Source organism: Amycolatopsis sp. WAC 04182 (assembly GCF_003947465.1).
GTDB lineage: Bacteria > Actinomycetota > Actinomycetes > Mycobacteriales > Pseudonocardiaceae > Amycolatopsis.
Genome location: NZ_QHJJ01000012.1, coordinates 16,706 through 31,214 on the forward strand (window position 1 = coordinate 16,706; position 14,509 = coordinate 31,214).

11 protein-coding genes are annotated in these 14,509 nt (G+C 69.4%); 5 read left to right on the forward strand and 6 right to left on the reverse strand.

What is annotated here, in order from left to right; genetic code table 11:
* The first annotated feature begins 30 nt into the window (after nt 1–30).
* Nucleotides 31–468 carry a MarR family winged helix-turn-helix transcriptional regulator gene (locus DMH01_RS41705; RefSeq protein WP_125684940.1) on the forward strand — a complete coding sequence of 146 codons (438 nt, stop codon included), beginning with the start codon at nt 31–33 and terminating at the stop codon, nt 466–468.
* A 60-nt stretch (nt 469–528) separates the two neighbouring features.
* The gene (locus DMH01_RS41710; protein WP_125684941.1) at nt 529–1,704 is read left to right on the forward strand and encodes a CdaR family transcriptional regulator; all 1,176 of its coding nucleotides are present in this window, start codon (nt 529–531) and stop codon (nt 1,702–1,704) included.
* Here DMH01_RS41710 and DMH01_RS41715 read toward each other — a convergent pair.
* Nucleotides 1,701–2,084, reverse strand: coding sequence for a hypothetical protein (locus DMH01_RS41715; RefSeq protein ID WP_125684943.1), 384 nt, complete (start codon nt 2,082–2,084; stop codon nt 1,701–1,703). The genes DMH01_RS41710 and DMH01_RS41715 overlap by 4 nt on opposite strands.
* Nucleotides 2,085–2,309: 225 nt before the next feature.
* Between DMH01_RS41715 and DMH01_RS41720 the strand changes: the two genes are divergently transcribed.
* The gene (locus DMH01_RS41720) at nt 2,310–3,344 is read left to right on the forward strand and encodes a DUF3068 domain-containing protein (RefSeq protein ID WP_158633296.1); all 1,035 of its coding nucleotides are present in this window, start codon (nt 2,310–2,312) and stop codon (nt 3,342–3,344) included.
* Here the strand turns inward: DMH01_RS41720 and DMH01_RS41725 are convergent.
* Nucleotides 3,338–4,036: a class I SAM-dependent methyltransferase gene (locus DMH01_RS41725; RefSeq protein ID WP_125685048.1), complete on the reverse strand. Its 699-nt coding sequence runs from the start codon at nt 4,034–4,036 to the stop codon at nt 3,338–3,340. The genes DMH01_RS41720 and DMH01_RS41725 overlap by 7 nt on opposite strands.
* A gap of 163 nt (nt 4,037–4,199) precedes the next feature.
* Between DMH01_RS41725 and DMH01_RS41730 the strand changes: the two genes are divergently transcribed.
* Nucleotides 4,200–5,432, forward strand: coding sequence for a glycosyltransferase family 4 protein (locus DMH01_RS41730; protein ID WP_125685049.1), 1,233 nt, complete (start codon nt 4,200–4,202; stop codon nt 5,430–5,432).
* 925 nt (nt 5,433–6,357) lie between these two features.
* On the opposite strand, the gene DMH01_RS41740 is transcribed toward DMH01_RS41730, so the two are convergent.
* Both DMH01_RS41740 and DMH01_RS41745 read right to left on the reverse strand, forming a co-directional pair.
* Nucleotides 6,358–6,537, reverse strand: a complete 180-nt coding sequence (locus DMH01_RS41740; protein WP_016335312.1) for a hypothetical protein — start codon at nt 6,535–6,537, stop codon at nt 6,358–6,360.
* Between the two features lie 3 nt (nt 6,538–6,540).
* On the reverse strand, nt 6,541–8,232 hold the full coding sequence (locus DMH01_RS41745) for a hypothetical protein (RefSeq protein WP_125684945.1): 1,692 nt from the start codon (nt 8,230–8,232) through the stop codon (nt 6,541–6,543).
* A gap of 68 nt (nt 8,233–8,300) precedes the next feature.
* On the opposite strand from DMH01_RS41745, the gene DMH01_RS41750 reads away from it, so the two are divergent.
* Entirely contained in the window at nt 8,301–9,500 is a 1,200-nt protein-coding gene (locus DMH01_RS41750; RefSeq protein WP_125684947.1) for a lipopolysaccharide biosynthesis protein, read from the forward strand.
* A gap of 5 nt (nt 9,501–9,505) precedes the next feature.
* On the opposite strand, the gene DMH01_RS41755 is transcribed toward DMH01_RS41750, so the two are convergent.
* Together DMH01_RS41755 and DMH01_RS41760 are read right to left on the reverse strand one after the other, a co-directional pair.
* Entirely contained in the window at nt 9,506–10,411 is a 906-nt protein-coding gene (locus DMH01_RS41755; protein ID WP_125684949.1) for a hypothetical protein, read from the reverse strand.
* A 149-nt stretch (nt 10,412–10,560) separates the two neighbouring features.
* Nucleotides 10,561–14,490: an alpha-(1->3)-arabinofuranosyltransferase gene (locus DMH01_RS41760; RefSeq protein ID WP_125684951.1), complete on the reverse strand. Its 3,930-nt coding sequence runs from the start codon at nt 14,488–14,490 to the stop codon at nt 10,561–10,563.
* Between the last annotated feature and the right edge of the window lie 19 nt (nt 14,491–14,509).

Here is a 14,509-nt window from a genome sequence, read left to right on the forward strand (position 1 = left end):
GGATGACAATTTGACAGTATGCTGTCAAATATGACCGACCTCGTCCGCGACTACCGGCTGCTGATCGCCGACGTCTACGAACTGGCGGGGCTGAGCCGGCGGATCAGCGAGCGGGAGGCCGCCGGGCTGGGCACCACGGTCGCCCGCTGGCACGTGCTCAGCACCGTGTCCGAAGAACCGCTCGCCGTCCCCGCCATCGCCCAGCGGCTCGGCCAGGTCCGCCAAGCCGTGCAACGCGTCGCGGACGACCTCACCGAGGCCGGCCAGCTTCGCGCGGAGCCGAATCCCGCCCATCGCCGCTCGCCCCTGTACGCCATCACGCCCGAGGGTTCACGACTGCTGGAGCGGCTGTGGGACGCGAGCGAATCCCGGCGTCGCGACGTGCTCGACGACAGCGGTGTCACCCCCGATGAGCTGCGGCAAGCCCGCGACACGCTCCGCAGGTTGTCAACCGCGCTCAGCTCCTGAAACCGCCCTTTCGTCGCATCGTGATAAAAAGCGGCCACGGATGCGGGTTAGAGTTGACGGATGGGCACCGAAGCTCTCGCTACTCCCGCACCCCGGGAGCAGCGTGTGCTCATGCAGGCGATGCTCACCCGGCTGCCCGAGTTCAGTGACCGCCTGGCCCAGCTCCTCAGCGACGAGGACGAGTTCTACCACCAGGTGGACAGCACCGCGCCGGACGAGTTGCGCAAGGTCTGCCGAGCGAATCTCGAACGGGCGCTGACCGCGCTCGTCGAGGGCCGGGGGCTCCCGCTCGACGCGGCCCGCAAGACCGGGCTGGCCCAGGCCAGGCAGGGTATCCCGCTGCCGTCCGTGCTCCGCGCGTTCCGCATCGGCGGGATCTTCGTCTACGAGCGCCTGCTGGAACTGGCGGGCCCCGGTTTCATCAATCCGGCCCGCACGGTGGAGATCAACTCCAACGTGTGGAAGACCATCGACCTCTACTCCGACGCCCTGACCACCGCGTACAGCGAAGTCGCCGCCGAACTCTCCCACGAGAAGCTCGCCCTGCTGGACGGTCTACTGCAAGGCCGGTTCGCCACCCAGGCCGAACTGGAGAACGCGGCCAAGGAACTCGACCTCCCGACGGCGGGCACCTTCGTCGCCGTCGTGACCGAACCCATCGAGCCGGACGAACGGCCCGGCGTCGAAGCCCTGCTGCGAGCCCGGCGCTGGAAGTCGGCCTGGCGGCCCGCCGCCGAGGTCGGCCTCGTCGTGATCGACCGCGTCGAGGACGTCCGGCGGCTGCGCGACGTGCTCGGAACCCTGCCGCTGGCAGCGGGGATGAGCAGGCCGTTCAACGGGTTCCTCGAAGTACCGGACGCGGTCCACCGGGCCCGGATCGCCCGCCGCTCGCTGACCACCGGCGCCGCCGGGGTCGCCGTCTTCGGCGACTCCCCGGTCACCACGCTGGTCGCGAGCGCGCCGGAGATGTCGCGCGATGTCTTGCGCTCGGTGCTGGCCGGGCTCCTGATGCTGCCCAAACCGGAGCGGCAGGTCCTGCTCGACACGCTGGTCGCGTGGTTCGCCGGGCACGGCTCGGCCAAGGAGGCCGCGGACCGGCTGATCGTCCACCCGAACACGGTCCGGTACCGGCTGCGCCGCGTGCAGGAACTGACCAGACGCGACCTGTCCGACCCGGTCGACGTCGGCGAGCTCTACGTCGCGCTGGAGGCGGTCCGCCTGGCGGACGACGCCTAGCTCCTTTTCTCCGGCGCCATGTCGGCGTCGATGATCCTCGCCAGGTCCAGCAGCGTGTGCCCGAGACCGGGCCGCGCGGTGAGCCGCACCGCGAGGGTCCGGCCGCGCGCGGTCGTGGCGACCGGCAGCGTCACCTCGGGGTTCGCGGACCTCGTCCACTGTGGACGTCTTCCGGCCGCGGACAGGACGATGTCGGGATGCGGGGACCGCCGCCCGGGGCGCCACCGTGATCTCCTGGCGTCGAGATCACGGATCACGTTGCCGTGCAACGAAAGCAGCGCGGCGACGTCGGCGACGGCGTCGCGGAGCTCGACGTCGGTGATCGAATCCGAGTAGGCGCCGATGTCCAGCGCGCGGGGATGGTTCGGGTCCTGCGGCACAAAGTTCCTTTCCACGCACCGGAAGTCGTCCGATGGTGGTCCCGCTCACGTTGTTCCCGGGAACAAACATGTTTGGCTGCCTGGGCCGAATGGCGGCGCGCGTACCGCCTTCCGGTCGCACGCGGTGCCTGTGACCGCCGGTCACACCTTTGACGCTGACCTGCCGAAGAGCCAGTATCTGGCGACTGATTACCGATGGGTAATGTGTCTCACCAGGAGGACCTGTTGCGTCGAGCGTTGAGCCTGATCTTCTTGGCACTAGGGGTGTTCGCCGTCGCCGGCGCGGTGTTGCTGCCGACCTACGTGAAGCCCGAACTCGCCAAGGTGCCCCTGAACCAGGAATCGACGTCGGTTCTCGAAGGCACCGCGTCCAAGGTGCTCGCGGTGAAGACCGAAGGCGGCAAGACCGTCACGGAGATCCGTGACGACGCCAAGCTGAAGGCGACCGCCCGCGTGGTGGCGAACTTCTCGCCGCCGGAGATGCGCGAGGGCACGGACGTCGCCGTATGGCTGATGGCCGTCTCGGTGGTCGACACCAGCGATCAGACCGTGGTCAGCGCGAGCAAACGGCAGGTCTGCTTCGACCGCCGCACCGCGGAGGGCTACGTCCCGCCGGGCGGCGACCAGGAGGCGAAGTGCTCGGCCAACAGCAGCTTCGTCACCAAACTCAAGGAGAAGCCCGAAAAAGAGGGTGAGAAGCCCGAGGAGATCCAGGAGTACAAGCCGCAGCCCGGCCTGAACTTCAAGTTCCCCTTCGGCACCGAACAGAAGGACTACCAGGTCTACGACGACAACACCGGCCGCGCCGTCCAGGCTCGGTTCAAGGGCGTCGAGGACATCAAGGGCGTCGAGGTCTACAAGTTCGTCCAGGAGATCCCCGCCACGAAGATCTCCATGAAGAAGGTGCCGGGTTCGCTCATCGGCGCCACCGGTGACTCCGTCGAGACGGGCCAGTTCTACCAGGGCACCATCACGAGCTGGATCGAGCCGGTGACGGGGATCCAGGTCAAGCAGGAACAGCGGTCGCACCAGGAATTGCGGTCGGCCGCGAATCCCACGCCCACGGTCGTCTTCGACGGCACACTGGCCTTCACCGACGCGACCGTCGACGCGATGATCAAGCAGGTGGACGAGAACAAGGGCAAGCTGGACTTCATCGGGAGCACCGGGCCGATCGTGCTCGGGATCGGCGGCGCGGCCTTCCTCGCGCTCGGGGTCTTCCTGCTGGTGAAGCGCCGCCCCGCCCCCTCGCGTCACTGACGCTTGCGCAGCACCATCACCAGATTCCACGACGCGACCTCCCGGATACCGGGGACGTGCGCGATCCACTGGGCCCAGGAGGGATGGTAGCGCGGGTAGACCTCCTGGAGATCGGCGAGCGGCGCGGCCTTCCCCCACCGGATGGCCGCGCCGGCGGAAAAGGCGAAAAGACTCTCCCCGAATTTGTTCTTCGGCTCCTTGCCGTTCTTTTCGAGATACCGGCGCCGGGCGTAGTGACCGCCGAGGAAATGCCACGGCGCGGTCTCGTGGCCACCCCACGGTGAATACCACGGCGTGAACGAGGCGAAAACCGTGCCGCCCGGTTTGGTCACCCGGCACATCTCGGCCAGCATGGTTTCGGGTTCGGAAACGTGTTCGAGGACGTTCGACGAATAGCAGACGTCAACGGACGCGGTGCGCACCGGCAGTTTCGTGCCGCTGCCGCGGACCATGTTCTCCCCGGGCTCTCCTCGCGCCGTCAGCTCTCCGACGTCGGGGTCTATGCCGAGATACGTGGCTCCGGCGGCACGGAACGCGTCTGAGAAATAGCCAGGCCCGCCACCGACGTCGACGATGGTTCGGCCGTTCAACGGAGTGTGCTGCGCCACTTGCCGGACCGAGTCTTCGGCGAGCACCGAGTAGAAACCGTCCGGATCCGTCTGCTCGGTGAGAAAGGCGCGGAACAACGTCACCGATCTGCGCAAAGTGGCGCGATGAGGCATCGTTGCTGGGGTCACCGACCGATTACCGACCATCGAACCATCGCTTTCCGAGAATGATTCCTCTACCGTGTACGCACCGGTAACCTAGCATTGTCGCTAACAGGTTGGGAGAACCACGATGGAACGGCCACGTGTGCTGCTCGTCAACTGGCGCGACACCGGGCATCCGGAGGGCGGCGGCTCCGAGCGGTACGTCGAGCGGATGGCCGAGGGGCTCGCCAAAGCCGGATACCGGGTCGAAATCCAGTGCGCCGCGTACCCGGGCGCGAACGCGGGCGAATGGCGCGACGGGGTCCGCTATCGCCGCCGTGGCAACAAGTTCGGTGTCTACCTCCACGCGCTCCGGGCGATCCGGAAGGCGCACGCCGACCTCGTCGTCGACGTCCAGAACGGGATGCCGTTCTTCGCCAGGCTCGTCGCGGGCTGTCCGGTTCTCGTGCTGGTGCACCACGTCCACAAGGAACAGTGGATCAGCGCGCTCGGCGAGACACTGGGCCGCATCGGCTGGTGGATCGAGTCGCGGCTGGCGCCGTGGCTGTTCCGGCACTGCCGCTACGTCACGGTTTCCGAGATCACCAAGGGCGAGCTGGCCGGGCTCGGTGTCGAAGGCTCGCGGATCACCGTGGTGCCCAACGGGTTGGACACTCCCCCGCGCGGCAAGGCCGTCCGCGGCACGGAGCCGGCGCTGGTCGCGGTCAGCAGGCTGGTGCCGCACAAGCGGATCGAGCACGCGATCGACGTCGTCGCGGAACTGAGCCGGCGCTGGCCGACGCTGAAGCTGGAGATCGTGGGCCAGGGCCCGTGGGAAGAGGTCCTGCGCAAGCACGCGCGCGACCGGGGCGTCGAAGACCGGGTGCGGCTGCACGGCTGGGTGGACGAGGCCGAGAAGCACGAGATCCTGGAACGGTCCTGGCTGCACCTGTGCCCGTCGGTCAAGGAAGGCTGGGGAATCGTCATCATGGAGGCCGCCGCGCACGGTGTGCCGTCGGTGGCCTACCGGGCGGCGGGTGGGGTGGCCGAATCCATTGTGGAGGGCAAGACCGGGCTGCTGGCCGACGACTTCGCCGACTTCACCGCACAGGTGGAAGGGCTGCTCGCCGACCGGGTACGGCGGACGGAAATGGGCAAGGCCGGTATCACCTGGGCGAGCCTGTTCGACTGGGAGCACAGCGTGAGCCGCTTCGAATCACTCGTGCGCGACGTGGCCGGGGTGGCCATCCCCCATCCCAGGGTCCTGACACTGCAAGGCTTCCACGATTCCGTCGGCCAGGTCGGCTGTGGCGGCGTCGTCGAAGTCCTTGCGGCGTGCGCGCACGGTGACGGTGGTCGTCTCGCCGACGGTCACCGCGCCGAACGCCACGCCTGAGCGGCCGCTGGCGGCGGGGTAGAACGCGATCGAGGTGACCGCGTCCGCCGCCGAAACGACGCCGAGATTGGAAACCAGATAGGTCGAACCGAGCCTGCTCGCCAGCAGCCGGGTGCCCAGCCGGGCGATCCTGCTGCTGCGGGCGGGGAAATCGGGTTCCGGCGGCCGCGCGGACAGCAGCGCGCCCACTTCGGCGACCGTGGGTTTCGCGCCGAGCCGCAACCGGAAGAACGCGCTGTCGTGCAAGGGTTCGGGCGCGGCCCCGCTCCGCCAGGACGCGCCGACCGCGGCCACCACCCTGGCGGCTTCCTCGCCGTGCCGGGCGTTCCATGTCTCGGTGAGGTTGGCGGCGGCCGCCGCGAAGGCCGAGGATCCGAACCGTGAGCGAGGGAGGATCCTCGCGCTGAACACGTCTCCTGGGCGACTTTCCGCCCGCTCCGGGGTGATTCTCGCCGGAGGCGCGAAAAGCGCTTCAGCGAGCCGCTGGAAGGCGGACACGAGAAAGGATCGATCGGCCGTGCGCTCGCCGATTCCCTTGGCGGCGGACGAGATCGGGACGTCTAGGGCCAGCCCGAGGACGGCGAGCAGGCCGAGGCCGTCGAGGGCGCCATGGTGCGCGGCGATCAGCACGACGGGCTCGTCGACGCCGACCGCGACCCGGAGCAACGGCGCGCCGCGTTCGTACGACGCCTCGGCGAATCGATCGCGGATCGCCGGAAGTTCTTCGCCGGAAACGGCCACGACTTCGGGAGCGGCGCCGAGCCACGGCCGTTCCTCGACCGCGACCGCCAGCCGCATCCGCGCCTTTTCGGGCGTCAGCAACGAAGACAGTCTCGCTTCCAGGAGGATGCTCCAGGAAACGGTGGGGTCGCCGTAGAGCCCGACGACCCGGCCGGCGTGGTCGGAAGCGAGCTCGGACACCGGCTCAGCGGTTGCCGTAAATGACGTGCTCGGGGCTCGAGTTCGGGTTGAACTGCTCCTTGATCTTCGCCTGCACCTGGGGTGCGGCGTCCGGGTCCGCGGTGTTCGTCAGCGCGTAACTCCCGCCCGCGGCCGTCGCGAGCCCGATGATGACGGCGGCTGCCGCGCCGATGAGGGTGCCCAAGACCTACTCCTTCCGAGACAGGGAATTCCTGCGTCGGCTCAATGTACGCACCGGTAACTTAAGGCACAACAGTGCGGCGGCGATCGACACCAGCGCTACTCCGTTTGCCAGCACCACGGGGATCGATGATCGCGTCCCGGTCACCGCGGGCTCACCGGGAGTGCGGTAAAGCGTGAGCCAGTCACCGGACCACACCCGTTCCGCGCCGGTCAGCAACCGCGGCTCGACCCGTCCCGCCGTCCCGTGTTCGACCAGGATCCAGCCGATTCCCGCCGCCGACAGGTCTTCCGGTGACTTCGCGGCGCGGACACGGTCCATTCTGGAATCCTCGCCCGCGATCTCCTCGCCGCCGACGCGGAGCGTGTCGTCGACGAGTACTGTCTCGGGCAGCGCCCGCGGCGCCGGGTCCAGCTGGGTCCGATGGTCGTTCCAGGCGAACCTCCGGAACGTGGACAGCGGCAGCGCGACGACGTCGCCGGGCCGGTCGTCTTCCGCCAGCACGCGGTGGACGGCGTTCCAGTCCTCCGGGTAACGCACCGCTTCGAGCCTTCCCCAGCCGCCCCAGGCGAGATCGGGCATGGTGAGCAAGGGAAAAAGCGCGGCGGCCACGACGAGCGCTCCCCGCGCCGCCCCGGTCCGCAGGCGCGTGGCGGCGGCTTCGACCGCCAGCGCGAACCCGAGCGCGACCGGAAGCGCCCACCAGGCCACCCATTTCTGCGCGTCCCGCAGCAGTCCCGCGCCGGGAACGTGCCCCATCGCCCAGGAGAGCACAGGTTCGCCGAACGGCAGCGTCGCCAGCGCGGCGAGCACGACACCGAGAACTCCCAGCAACAGCAACGCTCTCGCCGGCGGCGTCCCCCACTTCCGCGCGAGGGGGCGGAGCCCGGCCAGCGCCACGGCGACCGTGACGAGGATCAGCACCGGGGCCATCGGCGCGCCCCGGCTGCCGGGGACGACGTCACCGTTCCAGATCCCGCCGAGCCCGAGCACGCTCACGATCGCCGGACCCCAGCTTTCCGCGCGGGCGCTGAAGGCGGCCACCCCGGCGGGATCGGACAGCGTGCCGCCCTGGTGCAGGAGTGTCGGGACGAGCCACGGAAGGTTGAGTACGACGGCGAGACCGAGGGTGTGGCCTAGTTTCCGCGGCCCGGCCAGCGCGATCGCGGTGAGCGCGGCGAGCACACCGCCGGGCGGCGTGAGCACGGCGGGGGCACAGGCGAGTACCAGTCCCGCGAGCGCCCTCGGTTCGTTCCGGCGCAGGGAAAGCGCGGCGCGCACGATCCACGGGAGGCAGGCGTAGGTGAGCAGCAGCGGCCAATGCCCGATGAACAACCGCTCCGCGAAATAGGCCGTCCACGCGTACCCGGTGGCCGCGACGATCCGCGTACCGAGTTGCTCCGTCGGGACCAGCCGCCCTGCGCCGTATGCCGCAAGGAACAGCGAGAGCAGCAGGACGATTTTCTGGACGATGTCGCCGGGGACGACCGCGGTCGCGAGCGCGATCACGGCGTCCGCGGGAACCGATCGCGGCAGGGCCGAACCGAGTCCGAGCGCGTCCGGGATCAACGACTGACGCTGGGCGAACACCATGTCGTAACTCAGGACGAAGCCGCGTCCGAGCACGGGCAGGAACACCAGCGACGCCAGCCCGGCCGACACCGCGGCCAAGGCGAGACGTTCGCGCCGTGCGTCCAACTGCCCTTTCCTTTCCGCCTCGATCACGGTTATGGTCGCTCGATTACTCGCCGGTAATGGGAGCACCGTTGAGCGTAGACGTCGAGGTCGAGGAGACCAGGACCGACAAGCGTGTCGCGGCGATCCTCGTTTCGCTCGCGCTGGCGGCCAACAACGCCGGCGCCTACGCGCTGAGCATCATCGCCGCCCGGTTGCTCGCGCCGAGCGCGTTCGGCGAGCTGAGCTCGCTGCTGGCGGTGCTCGTGATCGGCGTCGTGCCCGCGATGGGGCTGCAAACCGTGGTCGCGCTGCGGGTGGCCCGCAAACCGCAGGACAGCGGGACACTGCTCGCGCTCGGCCTCACGACGAGTGCCATCGTCGCGACCATCGGCCTGCTTCTGGCGCCGGTGCTGGTCTTCGTGCTGCACCTGGATTCCGTCGTGCCCGCGCTGCTGCTCGCCGTCACGCTCGGACCGCTGACTCTGCTCGGCCTCTTCCACGGCCTGCTGCAGGGCAGCGGCCGGTTCGCCCGCCTGGCCGGACTCATGGCGCTCGAAGGCGCGGGCAAGGTCGGCGGCTCGCTGATCGGCCTGCTGATCGGCGGCGACGCCACCGGCGCGCTCGCCGGGACCGCGATCGGCTCCTACCTGGTGATCGTCTGCGGCTGGATCCTCTGTGGACGACAGCGGCCGCGGAAGACGGGCTGGCACGCGGGCGAAGTCCTGCACGCGGCACAGGCGATGCTGGCGCTGGTCCTGCTGGTGAACCTGGACCTGGTGCTGGCGCGCCACACCCTCCCCGCGACCGAAGCGGGCGAATACGCGCTCGGCGCGATCGTCACGAAGATCGCCTACTGGCTCCCTCAAGCCGTCGGCGTCCTGGTGCTCCCCCGTTTCGCGAACGGCGACGACCGGCGCCGCATCCTGCCCGCCGCCCTGGCCGTCTGCGCCGCCCTCGACGCCGTCGTGCTCCTCGTCTCGGTGGTCGCGGGCCCACGTTTGCTCACCTTCATCGGCGGCTCCGGCTACGCGGCCAGCACCATGCCGGTCTGGCCGTTCGCCCTCGCCGGCTCGATGCTCGCGCTGGTGCAGATCCTCCTGTTCTCGCGCCTCGCCGCCGGTGACCGTCGGGTGACCGTGCTGATGTGGACGACCGTCGTGGTGGAAACGGTGCTGGTGACCGCTTGGCTGCACTCCTCGGCCGTTCAGGTGGTGACCGTCGCCGCCTGCTGTGCCGGGGGTTTGGCTCTCTCGGGCGCAGTCCTGGAGTGGCGGTCGCGGCGCGCTTGACCGGCTCATCCGATGTGCACGTCAGGTCGCGGACGCCGCTGAGCACTGCGAAACGCCGCTTTGAGCTCGTTCAGGACTGCGTCCGGTTCGGTTCGGATACGGGACGGCAACGTCTGAAGCACGACGATCCCTGCCGCGGCGTAACGCGCGTTTCGCGCGAGGGTCGCACGGAAGTGGTCACCGCCGGAGTGATAGCCGCGGGAATCGACTTCCCAGGCGAACCCCACCTCGTCGCACCAACCGTCCGGCTTCGCGACGAACCGGCCCGCCGCGTCGAAGAACTTCACGTTCCAGCGGAACGCCGGTAGCCCTGAACGCGCCCACAGGCTCCACGCGTCGGCCTCGGCGACGGAATGCGCGCCGCCCAGGATCGGCGCCAGCGGCCGTAGCAGTCTCGGGTCGAATCGAGACCGCTCGTCGATCTCGACGGCGAGCGCCCTCGGCAGGCAATGACGCTCCTGCACCGCTTCGGCCATCATCGCCACGATCGGATCCAGGTCGGAAGTTCGTCGTGCGGCGTCGATCACCGCCCGCGGCACGGGAGCGGTGGGAACACCGGCTCTGATCCGCGGCACCGGCAGGCGTCGCGTCCGTTCGACCTGGACGAACCCGGTACTGGCGATCGCCCGCCCGGCCGGTACGAGGACATGCACGTCGCCGAAATCCGGCAACTTTCTCAGGCCGTAACGCCTGAGCGCGGGAACGCCGGTGAGCATCGAACCTTCACGCGCGTGAAGCAGGCCCGCCTCGATCCGCTGTTCTTCGCTCGGCTCGCCGTTCCCGAGCAGCACGACTCCGGGCAGCAGCATCCGCCAAGCGCCACCGGGCTCGCACCGGCGCCAGATCGTTCTCCTGGGCACACCGAGCTCTTCGAGGCGCTTGGCCCCGACCACGGCCGGGCCGCTCGTCATCAGTGGGTGCTGCGCCCACTCCCCTCTTCGCACCTGATCAGCTTGAGCCAGTCCACCGACAGAAAGCGCGGATTGACGTCGTGACCGGTCCAGTGAAGCGGAGGTGTGTGGAAATAGGGACATTCAACGTCTCTATTTCCACACACCCCTTACGCTCTGTCACCCTCGGGCTCGCGTCCACCGAACCAAGGCACACAAGTCGCCACCATCGCCGCCGCCGCCAGCAGCAGCGAAGCCTGGGTCACCGGACCGTAGGCCCACTCCTGACCATGCCCCAGCAGCCGCCCGACCACCGCGACGAGCGTTCCCACGACCATGCCGCCGAAAGCGAGGTACCGCGGCGCGCGTTCGCTGAACTGGCGGGCGAGCAGGACGGCGATCAGCAGCACGATCGGCAGCATTCCGCCCAGTACGGCCAGCAGTCCGATGAGCACCACCGGGACCACCCGCCCGGAACCCGCCTCCACCGAAAGACGTCGCCGACGGGCGGGCCACAGCGCGCCGATCAGCACCAGCAGGATCGCGACCGCGCCGATCAGCAGCCCCGACCGGTACTTCCAGTCGGGGGTGAACTCCAGTTGCACGACACCGCCGGAGCCGGCGGGCAGGATCCACGCCTGCTGCCAGCCGTCGACGCGCGTCTTCACCAGCGGAGTCCCGTTCAGCGAAGCGGTCCAGCCCGCGTTCGCGTTTTCCGGAACGGCCAAAATGGACTCGTCGCCGCCGCCCACGGTGACCGAGCGGGACGTCGCGTCCCAGGACTCCACCGTGACGGCACGGTGTCCGGCGACTCCGGAAGCCTGCCCGACGGGCTTGAGCCACAGGTCCTGGACCACAAAGGACTCGGACCGGTCGGTCCGCAGTTCGTGGCCGCCCGCCGCCAGGTCGACGCCGCCCGCCGAATCGGGGCACGCGGAGAGCGTCAGCGGCCGATGCGCGACGAAGTCGGCGAGTGTGCCGCGCACGGACGTGTCGTAGTCGAAGCCGTCCAGGCGGACGTTCGGACCCGATCCGCAAGGCAGCGTGAATTCCGCGGCCGGGGCGGGAAGTTCGGCGCCGGTCAGGAACAGGCTCCCGATACCCAGCGAGTTCCGCGTCCGCTGGTCGTCGTCGAGGCCGGCGAACGCGATCTTCAGCTGCGAGGTTTCCAGGGGTGGGAACGTCGCCGCGCCGGAGGCGTCGAGTTCGACGGAGCGGCTCGACGTCGGTGTGGTCAGTTCCAACCGCGCGGGCGCGCCCGTGTCGGCGGCGACGCGGATCCCCGAGATCGTCTGGGGTTTCGTCCAGTCCAGGGTCAACGTCGGCCGCAGATCGGTGACGTCGGGCAGCCACGTGGTCGCGGGATTCCCGTCCACCGCGGCGAATCCGCTCGCCGAGGGATCCCCGCCCAGTTGCGAGGTCGCCGACACCTGCACGCCCGGCAAGTCCACCGGGAACCGGCCGCCGCCGGCGGGCAGCACGGTGCCGCCGAACTCGTAGGTGCTCGGCGAGGTCGTCGAGAACAGCCGCCGGATCCCGTCCGGTTCTTCGCCGTCGCGACCCGCGTTGGCATCGCAGCGGACATGCTCGCCGTCGGGCACGCACGCATAACGCGGCTGCGCGCCCCGGGTGAACGCGAAGCCCGGCGCGGAACCGGGTCCGAGGTCGGCGGGGACTTCGAGCGCGCGTTGCGGATCGACGTCGGGGATCTTCAGCTCCGAGATCCCGACGTTGCCGTCCTGCCTGCCCACCACGAGCGACAGCAACGTGATCCGCACCTTCCGCGTCACCCCCGCGGGCGCGGGGTAGCTGTGCGCTCCCGCGCCGCGGACGACCTGGTGATCGACGGAACCGTTGTCCGTGGTGATCCGGATCCGGGTCGGCGGCCAGCCGACGCGGATGTCGTCGACCATCGCGAGATCGACCGAGTTCACCAGCCTCGGGGTGTCGAGTTCGACTTCGAGCCATTCCCCGATCGGACCGGTGAAACTCGACGAATGCCAAGCGGTACGCGGATCCCCGTCCAGCGCGGCGAACGGCTGATGACTCGGATCCGAACCGCCGAACGCGTCCGCGAACGAAGCCGCCGTCGACGCGTTGACCGAACGGATCCCCCGATACGCGGCCACGGTCTGGTGCTGCTCGCCGGGAAACGGCAAGACGTCCCTTGCGGCTCGTTGCTGCCGTGCGGATTCCCCGGCGGTCAGGGTCTGGCTCAGGTTGTCCCGCACGCCGCCGACGTTGCGTTCGGCGCGGCGCAGCCCGTCGGTGACCAGCCTCGGGCCGGCCGGCGAACCGCCGTCCCCGGTCAGCACCGTCGGCGTGCCAGGGTCGAGCTGCCCGGAGTTCATCAGCGGCAGCAGGTTCTCCGGGCCTCCGCTCACCGTCGGGACGTCCTTCGCGGACGTCGCGGTGACGAGCGGCACCGGCCGTTTCACCTCGAAGATCTCCAGCGGCCCGAACTGGGCCGACTTCTCGATCCCCGGCGACCCGGCCAGCCCGGCGCGCAACGTCGTGAAATCGGGCGCGCCGACCTTGGCGCGGTCGATGTCGCCGCGCAGCACCAGGAACCGGTAGCCCGATCGCGCGAGCAGCGCCGCGAGCCCGGGATCCCCTCTGCCGTCGGCCAATGCCGCGTCGATGGAGTCCATCAGGCGGGTGTTGCCTTCCGAGCCCAACGGGACCTGATTCCGCACCGCCCACGGACTGTCCGCGATGGCCTGTGCCGGTTCGTCCACCGTGCGGCCCCAGTCGTACTCACCGAAGCCTGTCGCGGGCAGCAGCAGCGTACGTGCGGTCGCGTCGGCCTTGGCGACGTGCCCCATCGCGTCGTACCAATATCCCGGCACTTCGTCCCAGCCCGGCCCCGGCCGCAACGTCAGCAGCCACACCGGCGCGGCCATCGCCACGACGAGCAAGGCGCCCAACGCTGGCCGCAGATTCCGTCGCAGCGCGGGTGCGGCGCTGGTGATGCCGTGGACGAACGCCAGCATCAACGGCAGCCGCAGCACCGGTTCGAATTTGTGCACGTTCCGCAGCGGCGCGAGCGGGCCGTCGAGCAGCTGCCGCACCGGCTCCGCCAGCGGGCTGTCCAGCGTCCCGACATAGCCGACGGTCAGCAGCGTCAGCCCGGTCAGGACGCCGAGCACCAGGAAACGCCGTTCGGGCAGTCCGCGCCGCGCGAGGCCGAGCAGCCCCACCGCGGCCACCAGCCCGGTGGCCGCCATCAGCACGGGATTGTCGATCAGCGCCCAGCCCGACGGCCACCACGGCGTGCCCTGGACGACGTAGGCGACCCACTGGTTCGTACCGCGCAGCACCTCGAACAACGACATCGGCGCCGTGGTGTTGGTCGCGGATTCGATGTAGTCGAGGAACGGCAGGCTGTACTGGCCGAGCAGCACCAGCGGCAGGAACCACCACAGCACCACGCCGACGACGAAGACGAACCACCAGATGACCAGCGTGACATGCGTGCTCCGCCATTTCCGGGTCAGCAGCCACAACCCCGGGAGCACGAGCGCCATCACGACCATCGCGCCGTTGATCCCGCCCATGCACAGCACGGCGAGCGCGGACAACCCGGCGGCACGACGCGGCGAGCCGATGCGGTCGGCGAGGATCAGCGGCAGCAGCACCCAGGGCAGCAGGACGGCGGGCAGCATCTCCGAGGACAGCGAACCGATTTCTGTGACCATCCTCGGCGCGAGGGCGTAACCGACTGCTCCGATCAGCCGAGTCCGTTCGTTCCCTATTTTCAGCGCGCGGGCCACCAGCAGCGCGCCCCCGAAGGCGACCGAGAGCAGGATCGCGCACCACAACCGCTGCGCGATCCACACCGGGATCCCGACTGCCTGGCACAGCGCGAAGAACGGTCCCATCGGGAACAGGTAGCCGTACGCCTGGTTCTGCAACTCCCCCGCCGTCGCCTGGGGATTCCACAGGTGCAGCGCCCGGCCGAGGAAGGCGAGCGGATCCACGGCGAGATCGAGTTTCGTGTCGAAGGTCGTCCTGCCGGGACGCTGCACAAAGGACAGCACGGTGAGCGCCAGCACGATCCACGTGCTCGGCCGTTTCACAAGCGCCCCGGGGGTTACCATCCGGTAGATACTAGGCGGA